This is a genomic window from Fredinandcohnia quinoae, from assembly GCF_022427965.1.
Taxonomy (GTDB): Bacteria; Bacillota; Bacilli; order Bacillales; family Bacillaceae_L; genus Ferdinandcohnia; species Ferdinandcohnia quinoae.
Genome location: NZ_JAKTTI010000006.1, coordinates 84,782 through 103,127, shown reverse-complemented (window position 1 = coordinate 103,127; position 18,346 = coordinate 84,782). Strand labels below are relative to the sequence as shown.

The window sequence follows — 18,346 nt, the reverse complement described above, 5'->3', positions numbered from 1 at the left end:
GTTAGCAAACATGGGAAAAAAGAAAAAATCATTCCAATTGTTCTCAACGATAAAAGCTTTTCGTTTTCTACACATCGCCATTTATATTCTCTTGTGCGGAATTATGTTTTTCGCGATGTATAGTAATGTAAAACCTAAGGAATTAAACATAGATCCTTTCCAACCATCGAAGGAAACGATCCGTTCTCCACTTACAATTGAAGATAAAGAGAGTACAAAAAGGAAACAAGATGAGGCGGCAAAGGAAGTTGAAGATGTATACACACTAAAAAAGGAATATGCTGATAATCGGGTTGATTTAATTTCTTCTATTTTTGATTTGATTGTAGAAACGAATGATGAAGCTGAAGAAATATATAATAGTACTAAAAAAGAGTGGGAAAAGCTATCAGAGGAAGACCGAAAAAATGCTCCAGAGAAACTTACGTCCTCCGAAAAGCTTAGAATGCTGGAACCAAAGCTACCTGCTGATTTGACAGATCGAATACCAGTTTCCGTTTTTACGGCATTATTAGAGGCTACACCTGACCAGCTGTCCCGGGCTGAAGATGCGATTATTACAGCCGTTAATAATATTATGAAAACGAGAATTCCTGCTTCAGAGGTTCAAAATGCCAAAAAGAAGATTGAGGAAGAGCTGCGTTATACAAGTGTAGACACTTCATTAAAGAATCCTATTAAGGAATTAGGCCAATTTGCCGTTATTCAAAATGAGTATTATGATGTTGACCTAACAGAGGAAGAACGTCAGCAAGCAATTGATGCAGTAGAGCCTGTGAAAATTTTACAGGGGCAGATAATTGTTAAAGAAGGTCAACTAGTAAGCAGAGATATGATTAAGCAGTTGAAGCTTGTAGGCTTATTAAATAGTGATAATTCTGTCCAGCCTTTTACTGGATTAATGATCATTATACTGTTAATGATGGCTGCGATTATTTACTATTTCCAAAGTGAGGTTCCTACAGATCGAAACCGGAATTTTTACTTATTACTGTTTGCGATTATTTTCTCTATCACTATTGTATTAATGAAGATGATCAGTTTATTCCAACAAATTGATTATTCGGAAATAGGTTACATCGTTCCTGTCGCAATGGGAGCTTTATTGGTGAAATTACTCATTAATGAAAAAGTAGCGATCATATCTAGTATGATTTTTGCAATATGTGGAAGTATTATTTTTAATGAGGGTGTTACTGGAACACTAAATTTTTCAATCGGAGTTTATTTTCTATTCGGAAGCTTAGCTGGTATTTTGTTTTTAAGTAAGCATAATCGGAGAGGGAAAATATTACAAGCTGGACTATTCGTTTCTTTAATAAATATTGCTTTAATATTATCAATCATGCTATTGAAAAACGGAAATTACTCAAGTCTAGATTTTGGTTCATCAGTAATAATGGCAGTAGCATCTGGTATTATCGCATCCGTCTTAACGATTGGTCTTCTGCCATTCTTTGAAGGTGGATTTGGAATATTATCTACGATCAAACTTATTGAATTATCAAACCCTAATCATCCATTATTGCGTAAAATTCTTACTGAGGCACCTGGAACATACCACCACAGCGTTATGGTTGCGAATTTATCTGAGTCCGCAAGCGAAGCAATTGGGGAAAATGGATTATTAGCAAGGGTTGCATCTTATTATCATGATATTGGAAAAACGAAAAGACCACATTTCTTTATTGAAAATCAAATGAATATCGAAAACCCTCATGATAATATTGCACCTCAGTTAAGTAAGACAATTATTGTTTCGCACGCAACTGATGGTGCCGAGGTTTTACGAAAATATAAAATGCCAAAGGAAATCGTTGATATTGCAGAACAACATCATGGGACAACATTATTAAAGTTTTTTTACCATAAAGCAAAGCAACAAAGTGACAGAGAAATATTGGAGTCGGATTTTAGATATCCTGGTCCGAAAGCACAAACGAAGGTGGCAACAGTTATCGGTATTGCTGATAGTGTTGAAGCTGCTGTTCGCTCAATGTCAAATCCAACTCCACAAAAAATTGAAGCTCTGGTCAATAATATTATTTCAGATCGATTACAGGACGGTCAATTTGATGAATGTGACATAACGTTAAAGGAATTAGATATAATTGCAAAAGCATTATGTGAATCACTGAATGGGATCTTTCACTCAAGAATTGAATACCCAGCAGAAGCTACTAAACAGAAGGTGAAGGAAGCATGAATTTAGATATTGATTTTATTGATGAAGTAGGCGAAATTTCTGATGAGGAATGTCAGAAGATAAATGAATTGCTGCAGGTTGCGGCGAAAATGGAAGGAATCATTAGTGAAACTGAACTCTCAATCACATTTGTTGACAATGACAGAATACAGGAAATTAATCGAGATTATCGGGACAAAGATCAGCCAACAGATGTGATTTCCTTCGCATTGGAGGAAATGGGTGAGGGTGAAATGGAAATAATCGGTTTGGATATGCCGACTATTCTGGGAGATATCATTATTTCTATTCCACGAGCTCGTGAGCAGGCTGAAGAATACGGGCATTCTTTTATGAGAGAATTAGGCTTTTTAGCTGTTCATGGCTTTTTACATCTTCTTGGCTATGATCATGGTAATACAGAAGAAGAACATGAAATGTTTTCTAAACAAAAGGAAATTTTAGAGGCCTATGGACTCCACAGATAAGAGTAGACGTGAATGGAACCGGCTAATCAAGAGTTTCTCATATGCCTGTAATGGTTTTAAAAACGCTTTTGTACAAGAACGTAATTTGCAAATTCATTCTTTGATATCCTTAATCGTGATTGCTGCTGGCTTTTTCTTCGGAATATCAAAGAGTGAATGGTTGGTTATTCTCCTTTTAATAGGTGGTATGATTACCGCTGAATTACTTAATACTGCGATTGAAAGGGTTGTGGATTTAGTAACGAAGGATTATCACCCCCTAGCAAAACAGGCAAAGGATATTGCGGCTGCGGCTGTATTTGTGTATGCTTTTACTGCTATTATAATTGGGTTGGTGATATTTTTACCTTACCTAAATATTATATGAATATTCTTACATTTGTGTAACAAATCGTGAGAACACATGAAATTGAACATATTTTTTTGTAAAATAAAGAGAGGAAGACATATCTTGAAAATTGAAGAACTAATCGTAGAAGCAAAAAAGGCAAGGGAAAAAGCATATGTCCCATATTCGCAATTTAAAGTAGGTGCAGCCCTTTTAACAAAGGATGGCAAAGTGTATCATGGATGCAATATTGAAAATGCAGCCTATAGTGTTACAAACTGTGCTGAGCGAACAGCCCTATTTAAAGCGTATTCTGATGGGGTAAAGGATTTTACTGCCATCGCTGTCGTAGCAGATACTGAACGTCCAGTGCCGCCTTGTGGTGCATGCCGTCAAGTAATTGCCGAATTATGTCCAAGTGACTTAAAAGTGTATTTAACAAATTTAAAAGGTGATATTCAAGAATTAACCGTGGCAGAATTACTACCAGGTGCATTTACAGCGGAGGACTTGCATGGAAAATAATGCTTATAAATCAGGATTTGTTTCAATCATTGGTCGACCAAATGTAGGGAAGTCTACCTTTCTTAACAATGTGGTTGGGCAAAAAATAGCGATAATGAGTGATAAACCTCAAACTACCCGTAATAAAGTTCAGGGAGTCTATACAGAAAATGATTCTCAAATTATTTTTATCGATACACCGGGAATTCATAAGCCAAAGCATAAGCTTGGTGATTTTATGATGAAGGTTGCTCAGAATACGCTAAAGGAAGTTGATCTCGTTTTATTTATGATTAATGCAGAGGAAGGATATGGACGTGGCGATGAGTTCATTATTGAACGGTTAAAAACAATTCAAACGCCTGTGTTCCTTGTCGTAAATAAAATAGATCAAATACATCCTGATCATTTATTGCCGCTAATTGAGAAATATAAGGAACTATATCCTTTCAAACAGATTGTGCCAATTTCTGCACTACAAGGGAATAATATTAATACATTAGTTAACCAAATAAAAGAGTATTTACCTGAAGGACCACAATACTATCCTGCAGATCAGGTAACAGATCACCCAGAACGATTCATTGTTTCAGAATTAATTAGGGAAAAAGTTTTACATTTAACGAGAGAGGAAATTCCACATTCCATCGCTGTAGTTATGGATTCAATGGAAAGAAGAGATAATAGCGATACTGTATATGTAGCAGCTACGATTATTGTGGAACGGGACTCCCAAAAGGGTATTGTTATCGGTAAGCAAGGCAGTATGCTGAAAGAAGTTGGAAAACGTGCAAGAGTCGACATTGAAGCTCTACTCGGCTCAAAGGTATTCCTTGAACTTTGGGTAAAAGTTCAAAAGGACTGGCGTAATAAAATGTCCCAACTACGAGACTTCGGTTTCCGTGAAGACGAGTATTGATACTGGTTCACTATTTAAGAGAAGTGTTCAAAAAGGAGGACAAAAAGAGCCGAGAAGGTCTAGGCGGTGAAGCTATGAGCAGCGGAATGTATGCTTTTAATACATGAGCAGACGTTCCATCACGCAGGAAAAGCGCATTTCTTTTCCAAGGAGCGCAAGAGCGAACCAACGAAGAGATTCGACAGCTATTTTTCCCGGACTTTTTGAACTTCCTATCATTAGTAAAATTTATGTAACATTATTTCTGTAAGATTAGGTCAAGATATTCATACAACCGAATAAAATTGGAATTAGTTTTTTGCTAGTAAATAACAGAAAGGTGGGGTTACCTATGTTAGATTTTACCTGGAAAGTGTTTAGTCAAACAGGTAACGTAGATATGTATCTTCTTTTCAAAGAATTAGAACAAGATAAGGAAGAGAGACCCGATATACAAAATGATGAGCTAGCAGAAGTAGACTTTCCAATTTCTTGACCATTCCAATGAAGAATTGTATAGACGGTAAAAGGATTTTACGTAATGCCTTTAACCTATTGGATGGTGGACATTCATGTTACAAAAATGCGAAGGCATTGTAATTAGAACGAATGATTACGGTGAAACTAATAAAATTGTGACATTATTTACCCGTGAATGGGGAAAAGTTGGAGTAATGGCACGAGGGGCGAAAAAGCCAAGTAGCCGCTTGACTGCTATTACTCAACTATTTACATATGGATACTACTTAATTCAGAAATCATCTGGATTAGGAGGGTTACAACAGGGGGAAACCATTTCTTCTTTCCGAGGGATTCGTGAAGATATTTTTATGACTGCCTATGCCTCCTACATTGTCGAACTAACGGATAAATGTACAGAAGAAAAGCGAGCAAATCCATTTTTGTTTGAACTACTGTACCAAACTTTGAATTATATGAATGAAGGCTATGATCTAGATGTACTTATGTATATTTATGAACTAAAAATGCTTCCGATGTTAGGGTTATATCCAATTCTGGATGAATGTGCCGTTTGTCATAGCAAAGAAGGTGAATTTGCCTTTTCAGTAAGAGAAGGAGGTTTACTTTGTCATCGATGTTATGGTAAGGATCGATATCATTTTAAGACTTCCCAGGCAACGATTCGGCTACTTAGATTATTTTATTATTTCGATTTGAATCGACTAGGAAATATTGATTTAAAAGAAGAAACAAAAAAAGAATTAAAAACAGTAATTAATGCGTATTATGAGGAATATTCAGGACTTTACTTGAAATCAAAACGGTTTCTAGACCAAATTGAAAATCTCCGTAATACACTTTAAACTTTTAATTAGTTGACAAAGACCAAAATATCGATTATTATGCTAATAAATTATGACACGTTGAAGGAAAGAAGTACCTGTTAATCGTCTATAAAAGCGAACCTAGGATGGTGAAAGCTAGGGTATAGGCAGATAGGGAAGGCGTTCTCTGAGTGTTAAACTTTTTTAAAAGAGGCTACATGATTCATGTAGCAAATAGGGTGGAACCGCGGGTAACTCTCGTCCCTATGTCTAATACCAGACATAGGGAGGGGAGTTTTTTATATTAAAGGAAGTTCAAAAAGTCCGGTAAAATGACACATCGAATTTCTTTGTTGGCTTGCTTTTCCGTTGCTCACGTATTAATTACATACGTTCCGCTACTCAAAGTTTCGCCGCCTCGAACTTCTCGGTCCTTTTATCCTCCTTTTTGAACTCTCATCTTAAGTGAGTATTTTAATGGAGGTTTAAAATGATGAATATTCAAGATATGATATTAACACTACAAAAACATTGGTCTGATCAAGGGTGTATTCTTATGAATGCGTATGATGTTGAAAAGGGTGCTGGTACGATGAGTCCATATACATTTTTACGAGCAATTGGACCAGAGCCTTGGAGCGTAGCTTATGTAGAACCATCAAGACGTCCTGCTGATGGACGTTATGGTGATAATCCTAATCGTTTGTATCAACATCACCAATTTCAAGTGATTATCAAACCATCACCAGATAATATTCAAGAATTATATCTAGATTCATTGCGTGCACTAGGTATTGACCCACTTGAACATGATATCCGCTTTGTTGAGGATAATTGGGAAAACCCATCATTAGGCTGTGCTGGATTAGGATGGGAAGTTTGGTTAGATGGCATGGAGGTTACCCAATTCACTTACTTCCAACAGGTTGGTGGAATTGATTGTAAACCTGTATCTGTTGAAATTACGTATGGTGTGGAGCGATTGGCATCATATATTCAAGATAAAGAAAATGTGTTCGATCTAGAGTGGACAAAGGGATTTACAGTCCGTGATATTTTCCTTCAGCCCGAATATGAACATTCAAAATATACATTTGAAACATCTGATGTCGACATGTTATTCAATCTCTTTGGAATTTATGAGAAAGAGGCACATCGTCAAATGGATGAGGGACTTGTTCATCCCGCGTATGACTATGTTTTAAAATGTTCACATACATTTAATCAATTAGATGCTAGAGGGGCTATATCCGTAACTGAACGAACCGGTTATATCGGTAGGGTTAGAAATTTAGCAAGAAAAGTTGCAAGAACTTTTTATGAGGAACGGGAAAAATTAGGGTTCCCGATGCTTCAGGCAAAAGGAGACGATCACAATGAATAAACGGGATTTGCTCGTTGAAATTGGTTTAGAGGAAATGCCAGCGAGATTTGTTACAGATGCGATGAACCAATTAACAGATAAAATGACAAAATGGTTATTAGATAAAAATATTTCATACGAAACGATTAATGGCTTTTCAAGTCCAAGAAGATTAGCTGTTCTCGTTACAGATGTTTCTGAAAAACAGGATGATGTTGAAATTGAAGCAAAGGGTCCTGCTAAGAAAATTGCTCTTGATTCTGAAGGAAATTGGTCAAAAGCAGCAATCGGATTTACTAAAGGTCAAGGAGCAACGGTCACAGATATTTATTTTAAAGAAATTAATGGTGTCGAATATGCACATGTAACCAAATTTGTGAAAGGACTTGAAACGAAAGAATCCTTAAAGGAGCTTGAAGAAGTTATCACAAATCTTACATTCCCTAAAAATATGCATTGGGGGGACAATGATTTACGATTTGTTCGCCCGATCAAATGGCTGGTGACATTATTTGGGGATGATATTATTCCAATTTCCATTTCAGGTGTTGAATCAGGAAATAAGACAAGAGGTCATCGCTTCCTTGGGTCAGAAATTCTGTTGCTTAGCCCTAAGGAATATGAACGTCAATTGATGTCACAATACGTTATTGTTGATTCTTTGGAACGAAAGGAAGCTATTCGTAATCAAATCAAAACACTGGAAGAAGAAAATAATTGGGTAGTGCCAATTGATCGTGATTTACTTGAGGAAGTAACAAATTTAGTAGAGTATCCAACAGCTTTTTACGGTAAATTTGAAGAAGAATTTTTAGAGCTTCCGGAAGAAGTGTTAATTACAAGTATGAAGGAGCATCAACGATATTTTCCTGTTAAAGATAAGGAAGGGAAATTACAGCCTTTCTTCGTAGCAGTTCGAAATGGAGATCATGTACATCTTGATACTGTGGCTAGAGGGAATGAAAAAGTATTAAGAGCTCGTCTCTCCGATGCAGACTTTTTCTATAAAGAGGACCAAAAGTTAAAAATTAATGATCTAGTAAACAAGCTAGATAAAATAATTTATCAAGTTGAACTCGGCTCAATAGGAGAAAAGGTACGCAGAATTGGTGAGTTGACAAATCAATTGTCAATTTTATTAAGCGTAGATGAACAGATTGCGGAAAAAGCAAAACGTGCAGCAGATATCTGTAAATTTGATCTAGTGACTAACATGGTATATGAATTTCCAGAATTACAAGGATTAATGGGCGAGCGATATGCAAGGCTAAGTGGTGAGGACGAAGCAGTTGCGATTGCAATTAATGAACACTATATGCCTAGACATGCAGAAGATAAAAGCCCGAGCACAATGATAGGAACAATCATTAGTATTGCTGATAAACTTGATACAATTGTTGGTTGTTTTTCAATCGGTATCATTCCGACAGGTTCACAAGACCCATATGCATTAAGACGAATGGCAGCGGGAATTGTTCAGATTTTATTAGAGAAAGAATGGAATATACCTTTAGAAGATTTATTAGATACTTCACTAGAGCTTTTTGAAGAAAGTAAGCTTACAAAACGAACTAAACAAGAAATAAAAGAAGATTTAGTGTCATTCTTTAAATTACGGATTAAGCATGATCTTCAAACTCGTAATATCAGGTATGATATTATTGATGCAGTATTAGGAACTGAGATTGGAAATATTGGGCTTCTAGTAAAAAAAGCAGAAACATTGGAGAGTCGGAAAGATGATGCTGGATTTAAAGAGACGATAGAATCACTAAGTAGAGTGATTAATATTTCCAAAAAAGGTGAAGAAGCTGAGATTGATCCTGCTCTTTTTGAGTCTAAGGAAGAAAAGAATTTATATGAAAAAGTTAATCAAATTCAGTCTGAATTAATCGATGCTATTAAGGAAGTTCAAGTTGATAAGGTATTTGAATCACTAGCTTCACTTAAGCCTGAAATTGATGCATATTTTGAACATACGATGGTCATGGCTGAAGATGAAAGTATCAAAAAGAATCGATTGGCTCAAATGGTACTATTGGCAAATATGATTTATTTATTTGCAGATATGAATTCAATTATTGTAAAATAATTTTTTTCTAGGAGTATTTATGCTCCTAGTTTTTTTATTGTTTTTATTGTACCTTACCTACGATATTAGTATATAATAATTTACAATAGTATAACTTATATAACATTCAATTACATAAATGTTCAACATAAATAAATTATTGATATTATTAGGTGGTGAGTACGATAGAACTTAATAAACGCCAAGAGCTAATTTTACAAATTGTGAAAGACAATGGGCCAATTACTGGGGAAGCAATTGCGGAGCGTCTAGATTTGACTAGGGCCACTCTTCGTCCTGATCTTGCAATTTTAACAATGGCTGGTTATCTTGAGGCAAGACCACGTGTAGGTTATTTTTATACAGGGAAGACAGGGGCCCAATTACTAACAGATAAACTAATGAAAATTAAGGTAAAAGATTATCAATCAATTCCTGTTGTTGTTAATGAAAGTGTTTCTGTTTATGATGCAATATGTACAATGTTTCTTGAAGATGTAGGTACATTATTCGTAGTTGATAGGGAATCACTTTTAGTTGGGGTTCTTTCTCGAAAAGATCTATTGCGGGCTAGCCTAGGGAAACAGGAATTAACAAAGATTCCGGTTAACATTATTATGACAAGAATGCCTAATATCACAATGTGTGAAAAAGATGATTTTCTACTTGAAGTGGCTGGAAAGTTAATTGAAAAACAAATTGATGCGATTCCAATTGTAAGGCATACTGAAAAAGGAATCGAGGTTATTGGAAGAGTAACGAAGACGAATATGACAAAAGCGTTAGTTGCACTATCTGGTGATGAAATCATATAAAGTTTAAAGGAGATGGGGAATTAAATGAGTAAGCGTATGGTATATGTCGTATCTGACTCTGTAGGTGAGACCGCTGAATTAGTGGTAAAGGCCGCTGTTAGTCAATTTAATGGTTCCCACACTGATATTAAGAGAATCCCATATGTTGAAGACACTTCTACACTAACTGAGGTTATTTCATTAGCAAAATTAAATAATGCAATAATCGCTTTTACCTTAGTTATACCTGAACATCGAAATTTTCTCGTTCAAGAAGCTGAACGTGAAGGAGTAGTGGTGCATGATATTATCGGACCTCTGATTGATAAGATGGAAGCACTTTATCATATAAGTCCAAGACATGAGCCTGGTCTAGTAAGAAAGCTTGATGAAGATTATTTTAAAAAGATTGAAGCAATTGAATTTGCAGTTAAGTATGATGATGGGCGAGATCCACGAGGAATATTGCGTGCTGATATTGTCTTAGTAGGCGTCTCTAGAACATCGAAAACACCGTTATCACAATTTTTAGCCCATAAACGTTTAAAGGTAGCTAACGTACCGTTAGTTCCAGAGGTTGATCCCCCAGAAGAGTTATTTAAAGTGTCATCAAATAAATGTTTTGGATTAAAAATAAGTCCAGATAAGCTAAATCATATTAGACGAGAACGGCTAAAATCATTAGGACTAGATGACCAAGCAATATATGCAAATATTAACCGAATAAAAGAAGAATTAGATCATTTTCAAGCAACTGTTGAAAGAATTGGTTGTGATGTAATAGATGTTTCAAATAAAGCGGTTGAAGAGACTGCAAATATTATTTTACACGCTATAAATAATCAAAAAGCATTTTAAAACACATATCTGATTGAGATATGTGTCTTTTTAATTTTTTGTAAAAAAGAATAGCACTTCTAACAATTTTGTATTATAATAAAAAATTGTGATAAAATGCATATTTTTAGGTTTAGAGTTTGGGTTGATAGAATAAACTAATAATTGAAAGATGTCAAGGGAAAGTTGAGAATAAGTATTATTAATTTTCGACATTTTAATTTAAGTTATCTTACTTTTAAAACTTTTTACCGAAAAGAAGGAATCCTTGGAGTGATGTAGAATAGAGAAATATGGCGAAAAAAAGAAAATAATCTATGTTGGAGCAGATGGCTGTCCAATAATAAGAAGAAAATGTTAATTTCTTAATATACATACGGAATGGATATCGTATCTGTTGCTAGAAATGCCGGCAGTTTGACAAAAAAATTTAAAGAGAAATTGTCGAATCTTGCAGGATTTATCTTACTAACATAGAATATTTCTATTACTTGGGGTTGTTCGTATGGGGAATCGAATTCCGGAAGAAACAATCGAAAAAATTCGTTTATCAGTAGACATTGTTGATGTTATTAGTGAATATGTTCAATTGAAGAAGCAAGGTAGAAATTATTTCGGTTTATGTCCATTTCATGGAGAAAACACCCCTTCATTTTCTGTTTCGCCCGATAAACAGATTTTTCATTGTTTTGGATGTGGAGCAGGTGGTAATGTATTTTCATTTTTAATGGATATTGAAGGTTATACTTTTAGTGAAGCTGCAATAAATTTAGCGAATAAGGTTAATATTGATTTGCAAAGTTATTCAGCTCAACCAACCGAAAAACATAATGATGCTTCTACGATGATTACAGCACATGAATTACTCAAAAAATTTTATCATCATCTGTTACTTAATACGAAAGAAGGGCAGCATGCACTTGATTATTTGACAAATCGGGGGTTTACTCGTGAAATAATTGAGAAATTCGAAATTGGCTATGCACTTGATTCATGGGATTTTATAACAAAGTTTCTTCAAAAAAGAGGATTTAAGCTTGAATTAATGGAGCAAGCTGGTTTGCTAATTCGAAAGGAAAATGGGGGCACATTCTTTGATCGATTTAGAAATCGAATTATGTTTCCACTTTGGGATCATCAAGGAAAAACAATTGCATTTTCAGGTAGGGTACTTGATAAATCTCAGGAACCAAAATATTTAAATAGCCCTGAGTCCATCATTTTTAATAAAAGTAAAACACTCTACAATTTTCATCAGGCAAGACTTCATATAAGAAAAAATCAACAAGTCATCCTTTTTGAAGGTTTTGCTGATGTAATTGCATCTGATAGAGCTGGTTTACAACATACCATTGCCACGATGGGAACTTCACTTACTGAAGAACAAGTAAAAATTATTAGAAGAAATGTTGAGTCTGTTATCGTTTGTTATGACTCTGATCAGGCGGGGGTAGACGCTGCATTACGTGCTTCTAGCATGCTTACTGAGGCTGGTTGTTATGTAAAGGTTGCCCAAATGCCAGATGGTCTTGACCCTGATGACTACATCAAAAAATTTGGCTCTGAAAAGTTTAAAAATGATGTAATAGGGGCAAGTCTTACATTGATGGCGTTTAAGATGCAGTATTTCCGAAGAGGAAAAAATCTTCAGGATGAAGGAGAACGTATCCGTTATATAGAAGATGTAGTAAAAGAAATTTCTTCACTTGATAAAGCTGTGGAAAAAGACCATTACTTGCGTCAGTTATCAAATGAGTTTTCTATTTCGTTAGATGCACTTAAGCAACAACAGCATCAATATAACAGAGAAGAACGGAAGAAAAAGGATAATCACACCTGGAATAGAAATAATAGCAAAGCAAAAACTATTGTATCTACTAAATTATTACCAGCATTTCATAATGCTGAACGTCTTCTTATTGCTCATATGTTACGGAATCAAGATACTACCAGTAAAGTTCAAGATTCGTTACAAGCTAATTTTAATATTGAAGAGCACCGAGCGATTGTAACTTATTTGTATGCCTTCTATGAGGATGGAAATGAGCCAGATATAAGTGCATTCTTATCTCGCATTCATGATCCCAACCTAAAAAGGGTAGTGACGGATATTGCGATGCTTTCAATTAGTGAAGAGATCTTGGATGCTGAATTAGCGGATTATATCAAACAGGTGTTGAAACAACAAAATTTGTCAATGATAAAAGAAAAAGAAATCGAAAAACATGAAGCAGAGAGAAATAAGGATTATTTGAAGGCTGCTTCGATTGCAATGGAAATTATTCAAATGCAAAAAAATCTAAAATAACATATCCACTAGAGCAATATCCTCGGAGGCTTACTAGTTTGGAAGGAGGGGAACAAATGGCTGAAAAGTCGGCGCGTTCAAAAGAAGTTGATACAGATTTAACAATTGATCAAGTAAAAGAACAATTAGTAGAACTAGGTAAAAAACGTGGAGTTTTAACATACGAAGAAATTGCAGAACGCATGTCTAGTTTTGAAGTAGAGTCAGATCAGCTAGATGAATATTATGAGTTCCTTGGAGAGCAAGGTGTCGAATTAGTTGCTGAGGGGGATGAAGATGAAGACGATCCCAACGTACAGCAATTAGCCAAGGAAGAAGAATTTGATTTAAATGATTTGAGTGTTCCACCTGGAGTAAAAATAAATGACCCTGTAAGGATGTATTTAAAAGAAATTGGTAGAGTAGATCTTTTATCTGCTGATGATGAAATTCAACTTGCCGAGCGTATTGAAGAAGGAGACGAAGAAGCAAAACGTCGCCTTGCAGAGGCAAACTTAAGACTTGTTGTAAGTATCGCAAAACGTTATGTAGGCCGTGGTATGCTTTTTCTAGATTTAATTCAAGAAGGTAATATGGGTCTTATTAAGGCTGTTGAAAAGTTTGATTACCGCAAAGGATTTAAATTTAGTACGTATGCAACGTGGTGGATTCGCCAAGCAATAACCCGAGCGATTGCAGACCAAGCTAGAACGATACGAATTCCGGTGCATATGGTCGAAACTATTAATAAGTTAATAAGAGTCCAACGTCAGTTACTACAGGATTTAGGTCGTGAGCCGTCACCTGAAGAAATTGCTGAGGATATGGACTTAACGCCTGAAAAGGTTCGTGAAATATTAAAAATTGCACAAGAGCCAGTTTCACTTGAAACACCTATTGGTGAAGAGGATGACTCTCATTTAGGTGACTTTATTGAAGACCAGGATGCAACATCTCCTTCAGAGCATGCAGCATATGAGCTTTTAAAAGAACAGCTAGAAGATGTTCTTGATACTTTAACAGATCGTGAAGAAAATGTCCTCCGACTCCGTTTTGGATTAGACGATGGACGGACTCGTACTTTAGAAGAGGTCGGTAAGGTTTTCGGTGTAACCCGTGAGCGAATCCGTCAAATTGAAGCGAAAGCACTTCGCAAATTACGTCACCCTAGTCGTAGCAAACGACTTAAAGATTTCTTAGAATAATCGACAAAGTGATAAAATTCTATTTACATTCTTTAGTTTACTTCTTACAATTGGAGTAAACTATTTTTTTTTTTTTTTGATCTAATTGTTTTTCAAAAACTTGAGGTGAACGTTTTCATGAATCCAGACCGTAAAAAAATCATTTTAAAGGAGATTGTGTACTGGAAGGAAAATAAACTTCTTCCTGAATCGTACTGTAACTTTCTTCTTACCCTGTATACAGAAGGGGAAGAAAATCAAATTCCAACTAAAACTTCGAATTCTGAAAAAAAACCATTGTTAATGATACTGATAATTGGAATGGTATTACCAATATTATTTCTTGTCACTTATTTTACTGAAATATCTCCCCATTTGCAAATGGTTATAAATTTTATTTTTCTAATTATCTGTCTTTTGGCTGCTGTACTTAGCAAAAACAATAAATTACTTTTACATGTCAGCTTTATTGCTGCGGCACTTTTTATGTTTTTATTAACAGTAAAAGCTGTAGAAATATTTCTACATGGTAAATCCACTTTTGTAGTAATTGCTGTTTTAATAAATTGCATATGCTGGGGTTTGATTGGGATAAAAACAGATAAAAAATATTTTCTAGTAGCGGGTATACTAGGATCAATTTTAGTAATAATATCATTATTCATATAAATCGTCTTTTTAAAATGTTGTGAAAATTCTTACCTTCCCTATATAATGGTAATGTAAACGCATTCAACAGGAGGGATTATATGAATTTTGATTTAACTACTGAGCAAAAGCTAATCCAAAAAACAATTAAGGAATTCGCAGATGCTGAAGTTGCACCGGGTGCAGAGAAGCGAGATAAAGAGAAACAATTTCCAATAAATATTTTTACTAAACTTAGTGACTTAGGAATGATGGGGTTACCGTTTCCGGAAGATTACGGTGGAGCTGGAGCGGATACGATTAGTTTTGCCATTGTTGTTGAGGAGCTCAGTCGTGCCTGTGGATCAACAGGAATTACATATTCAGCACATATTTCATTAGGTGGAGCACCATTGCATTTATTTGGTTCTAAGGAACAAAAAGAAAAATATTTAACACCAATTTGTACAGGTGAGTCACTTGGAGCATTTGGTCTAACAGAACCAAATGCTGGTTCAGACGCTGGCGGAACACAAACTGAGGCAATTTTAGATCAGAATGAGTTTGTGATTAACGGGAGTAAATGTTTTATTACTAATGCGAGCTATGCTAAGCACTTAGCTTTAACAGCAATAACAGGTAGAGAAGGTTCTTCAAAAGAGATTAGTGCAATTATCGTCCCTACTGATGCCACAGGCTTTAAAATTATTGATAATTACGAGAAGATGGGTTTACATGCTTCAAATACAACAGAATTGGTTCTAGAAGATGTGAGAGTGCCTGAAGAGAATCTTCTTGGAAGAAGAGGTGAGGGTTTTAGGCAGTTCTTAATCACTTTAGACGGTGGGAGAATTGGAATTGGTGCAATGGCTGTAGGAATTGCTCAAGCAGCATTTGACAAGGCGCTATCCTATGCGAAAGAACGTCAGCAATTTGGTAGGACAATTTCAACTTTTCAAGCAACACAATTTAAATTAGCTGATATGGCAATGAAAATTGAATTGGCGCGCAATATGGTTTATAAGGCTGCTTGGTTAAAAGACCGAGGTAGAACATTCTCGAAAGAGGCATCAATGGCTAAATTATATGCATCTGAAGTATGTATGGAAATAACGAATCAGGCTGTCCAAATTCACGGTGGCTACGGATATATGAGGGAATATCATGTTGAAAGATTCATGCGCGATGCTAAGTTGTTAGAAATAGGTGAAGGAACTTCTGAGGTTCAAAGGATGGTTATTGCAAGGTCTATTGGTTGTTAACAAGTAGAGAATGGTAAATACTAAGATCCCACATGTGAGTGGGATCTTTCAATTACTAAAAATATGACAAAAGTGTGACATTTTTTTGGTGATATTTTCAGAATTATATTTATATTGAGTTCTTGTACAATTAGGACTTTCACTTCTTGAATTTTTAAAGTAAAATAGAGAGTGTTTGTATAGACTATAATCATATCAGCTTACAAGTATTTACATAAGGGTAAGGGAGGTCAGAAAATGAATAAAAATCCATTAATACCATTTGCGTTAATTGCCGTCTTCGGAATTGGACTTATGTTTCTTCTTGGTTTTGTTGGATTAGGAAACATGGATGAAATGGCGAATCCTGAAAAGAAGGAAGAAGTTACCGCTAATGCTTCCCCAGAGGAATTGTTCAAAGGAAAGTGCTCTGCATGTCATGGTGTGGACTTAAGTGGAGGTGCTGGACCAGCTCTTAATGATGTTGGTAGTAGACTTTCAGTTGATGAAATTAAAGACACAATTAAGAATGGTAAAGGCATCATGCAGCCAAACATTATTACTGGCGAGGACATGGAAAAAGTAGCTACATGGCTATCAGAACATAAATAAAATAAATACATATAAAAACCCTTCGTTTACAAAACGGGGGGTTTTTATTCGTGAACTGCTCATTGGTTTCACATTATTTTTACGTTCTTGTATAATGAGGATATTAAATAAAAAAGTTGTGGTGTAAAAATGAATGAAGTTAATTTATCGGAACGCTTAAAAACAGTAGCAAAATACATAAAAAAAGAGGCTATTTTAGCTGATATTGGTTCAGACCATGCATACCTACCCTGTTATGCATTATTACATGGTCTCATTTCAAAGGGAATTGCTGGTGAAATAACAGAAGGACCACTACAGTCTGCAATGCAGCAAGTAGCAAAAAATAATCTTCAAGATCTAATTGATGTTAGAAAAGGTGATGGTCTTGAGGTGATTGGAACTGGTGAAGTAACCTGTATTACGATTGCTGGAATGGGTGGTTCCTTAATTACATCGATATTGGAGTCAGGAAAGGAAAAGCTAGAAGGAGTAGAAAGACTAATCCTGCAGCCAAACATTGGTGCATATTCTATTCGTGAATGGCTTCTTCAAAATGGTTGGGAATTAATTGCAGAAGAAATCATCGAAGAAGATCGAAAAATATATGAAATATTGGTTGCAGAAAAAGGAAAACCAAATAAACCCTATAAAATGCCCGAGTTACTATTAGGCCCGTTCTTATTAAAAGAAAAAAATACTGTTTTTCAAAAAAAATGGACACATGAGTTATTACATTGGGAAAAAATTCTTAATCAATTAGAACAAGCTGAAAAGAATGATCAAAATACGGTACGGAAAAATGAGCTGCTTCAAAAAATTAAAATTGTAAAGGGGGTATTATAATGAGTAAAATTCCGAATGGATTTGAAGTAATACAATTATTTGAACAATTTTCTCCGAAGCATCTCGCTCTTGAAGGAGATAAAATCGGACTTCAAATCGGTACTTTACTTAAACCAGTTAAGAATATAATGATTGCGTTAGATATTTTAGAAGATGTTATTGAAGAAGCAATAACGAAAAATGTAGATCTAATCATTGCTCACCACCCGCCAATCTTTCGACCGTTAAAAGCAATTCAAACTGATACACCAGCTGGACGAATCATTGAAAAATGCATTAAGCATGATATTGCTATTTATGCTGCACATACGAATCTAGATGTGGCTGTCGGCGGTGTTAATGATCTGTTGGCTGATGCACTTGAATTAAAAGATGTCGAACTCCTTAGTCCTTCATATGAGGATTCTCAAGGGAATACTCTTGGTCTCGGCCGGATCGGTTACATAGCCGAAGAAATGTCGTTAGAACAATTTGCAGATCATGTGAAAAAGAAACTAGAGGTAGCAAATCTTCGTATTGTTGGAAATCTTACTGACAAAGTGAAAAAAGTAGCGGTATTAGGGGGGGATGGTAATAAATATATATCCCAAGCTAAGTTCAAAGGCGCAGATGTTTTTGTAACAGGGGATATGTATTATCATGTTGCCCAAGATGCAATGATGATGGGGCTTAATATCGTTGATCCAGGTCATAATGTCGAAAAGGTAATGAAAAAGGGAGTTACAAAGGTTTTAGAAAAAATGTTCGCAGAAAAGAAATTTGAAGTCTTTGTGTTTCCATCAGAACCAGAAACTGACCCTTTTACATTTAAATAAA

General features: G+C 35.3%; 18 protein-coding genes and 1 other annotated feature. All 18 genes read left to right on the top strand.

Annotation, left to right across the window (positions count from 1 at the left end):
• The first annotated feature begins 10 nt into the window (after positions 1–10).
• The gene (locus MJG50_RS06525; RefSeq protein WP_240253823.1) at positions 11–2,206 is read left to right on the top strand and encodes an HD family phosphohydrolase; all 2,196 of its coding nucleotides are present in this window, start codon (positions 11–13) and stop codon (positions 2,204–2,206) included.
• Entirely contained in the window at positions 2,203–2,673 is a 471-nt protein-coding gene (gene ybeY, locus MJG50_RS06520; RefSeq protein ID WP_240253821.1) for an rRNA maturation RNase YbeY, read from the top strand. The genes MJG50_RS06525 and ybeY overlap by 4 nt, the downstream gene beginning before the upstream one ends.
• Positions 2,657–3,040, top strand: a complete 384-nt coding sequence (locus MJG50_RS06515; protein ID WP_240253819.1) for a diacylglycerol kinase family protein — start codon at positions 2,657–2,659, stop codon at positions 3,038–3,040. Before ybeY ends, MJG50_RS06515 begins: the two co-directional genes overlap by 17 nt.
• An 84-nt stretch (positions 3,041–3,124) precedes the next feature.
• Positions 3,125–3,526 carry a cytidine deaminase gene (locus MJG50_RS06510; protein ID WP_240253817.1) on the top strand — a complete coding sequence of 134 codons (402 nt, stop codon included), beginning with the start codon at positions 3,125–3,127 and terminating at the stop codon, positions 3,524–3,526.
• Positions 3,516–4,424: a GTPase Era gene (gene era / locus MJG50_RS06505; RefSeq protein WP_240253816.1), complete on the top strand. Its 909-nt coding sequence runs from the start codon at positions 3,516–3,518 to the stop codon at positions 4,422–4,424. The genes MJG50_RS06510 and era overlap by 11 nt, the downstream gene beginning before the upstream one ends.
• A 331-nt stretch (positions 4,425–4,755) precedes the next feature.
• A complete protein-coding gene (locus MJG50_RS06500; protein ID WP_240253815.1) occupies positions 4,756–4,899 on the top strand; it encodes a YqzL family protein in 144 nt (47 codons plus the stop codon).
• A gap of 76 nt (positions 4,900–4,975) precedes the next feature.
• Complete coding sequence (gene recO / locus MJG50_RS06495) at positions 4,976–5,728, top strand: DNA repair protein RecO (protein WP_240253814.1); 753 nt, start codon at positions 4,976–4,978, stop codon at positions 5,726–5,728.
• A 51-nt stretch (positions 5,729–5,779) separates the two neighbouring features.
• Positions 5,780–5,958 (top strand) — a binding site (T-box leader).
• A gap of 224 nt (positions 5,959–6,182) precedes the next feature.
• A complete protein-coding gene (gene glyQ / locus MJG50_RS06490) occupies positions 6,183–7,073 on the top strand; it encodes a glycine--tRNA ligase subunit alpha (protein ID WP_240253813.1) in 891 nt (296 codons plus the stop codon).
• Entirely contained in the window at positions 7,066–9,144 is a 2,079-nt protein-coding gene (gene glyS, locus MJG50_RS06485; protein ID WP_240253812.1) for a glycine--tRNA ligase subunit beta, read from the top strand. The genes glyQ and glyS overlap by 8 nt, the downstream gene beginning before the upstream one ends.
• Positions 9,145–9,299: 155 nt before the next feature.
• Positions 9,300–9,938, top strand: coding sequence for a transcriptional regulator CcpN (gene ccpN / locus MJG50_RS06480; RefSeq protein WP_240253919.1), 639 nt, complete (start codon positions 9,300–9,302; stop codon positions 9,936–9,938).
• Between the two features lie 24 nt (positions 9,939–9,962).
• Complete coding sequence (locus tag MJG50_RS06475) at positions 9,963–10,775, top strand: pyruvate, water dikinase regulatory protein (protein ID WP_240253811.1); 813 nt, start codon at positions 9,963–9,965, stop codon at positions 10,773–10,775.
• 484 nt (positions 10,776–11,259) lie between these two features.
• Entirely contained in the window at positions 11,260–13,062 is a 1,803-nt protein-coding gene (gene dnaG, locus MJG50_RS06470) for a DNA primase (protein WP_240253810.1), read from the top strand.
• A gap of 56 nt (positions 13,063–13,118) precedes the next feature.
• Complete coding sequence (gene rpoD / locus MJG50_RS06465) at positions 13,119–14,246, top strand: RNA polymerase sigma factor RpoD (protein WP_240253809.1); 1,128 nt, start codon at positions 13,119–13,121, stop codon at positions 14,244–14,246.
• 117 nt (positions 14,247–14,363) lie between these two features.
• Positions 14,364–14,894: a hypothetical protein gene (locus tag MJG50_RS06460; RefSeq protein WP_240253807.1), complete on the top strand. Its 531-nt coding sequence runs from the start codon at positions 14,364–14,366 to the stop codon at positions 14,892–14,894.
• A gap of 80 nt (positions 14,895–14,974) precedes the next feature.
• The gene (locus MJG50_RS06455) at positions 14,975–16,114 is read left to right on the top strand and encodes an acyl-CoA dehydrogenase family protein (RefSeq protein ID WP_240253806.1); all 1,140 of its coding nucleotides are present in this window, start codon (positions 14,975–14,977) and stop codon (positions 16,112–16,114) included.
• Positions 16,115–16,351: 237 nt separating this feature from the next.
• The gene (gene cccA, locus MJG50_RS06450; protein ID WP_240253805.1) at positions 16,352–16,705 is read left to right on the top strand and encodes a cytochrome c550; all 354 of its coding nucleotides are present in this window, start codon (positions 16,352–16,354) and stop codon (positions 16,703–16,705) included.
• 129 nt (positions 16,706–16,834) lie between these two features.
• Positions 16,835–17,530 carry a tRNA (adenine(22)-N(1))-methyltransferase gene (locus tag MJG50_RS06445; RefSeq protein WP_240253804.1) on the top strand — a complete coding sequence of 232 codons (696 nt, stop codon included), beginning with the start codon at positions 16,835–16,837 and terminating at the stop codon, positions 17,528–17,530.
• A complete protein-coding gene (locus MJG50_RS06440) occupies positions 17,530–18,345 on the top strand; it encodes a Nif3-like dinuclear metal center hexameric protein (RefSeq protein WP_240253803.1) in 816 nt (271 codons plus the stop codon). Before MJG50_RS06445 ends, MJG50_RS06440 begins: the two co-directional genes overlap by 1 nt.
• Position 18,346: the final 1 nt, after the last annotated feature.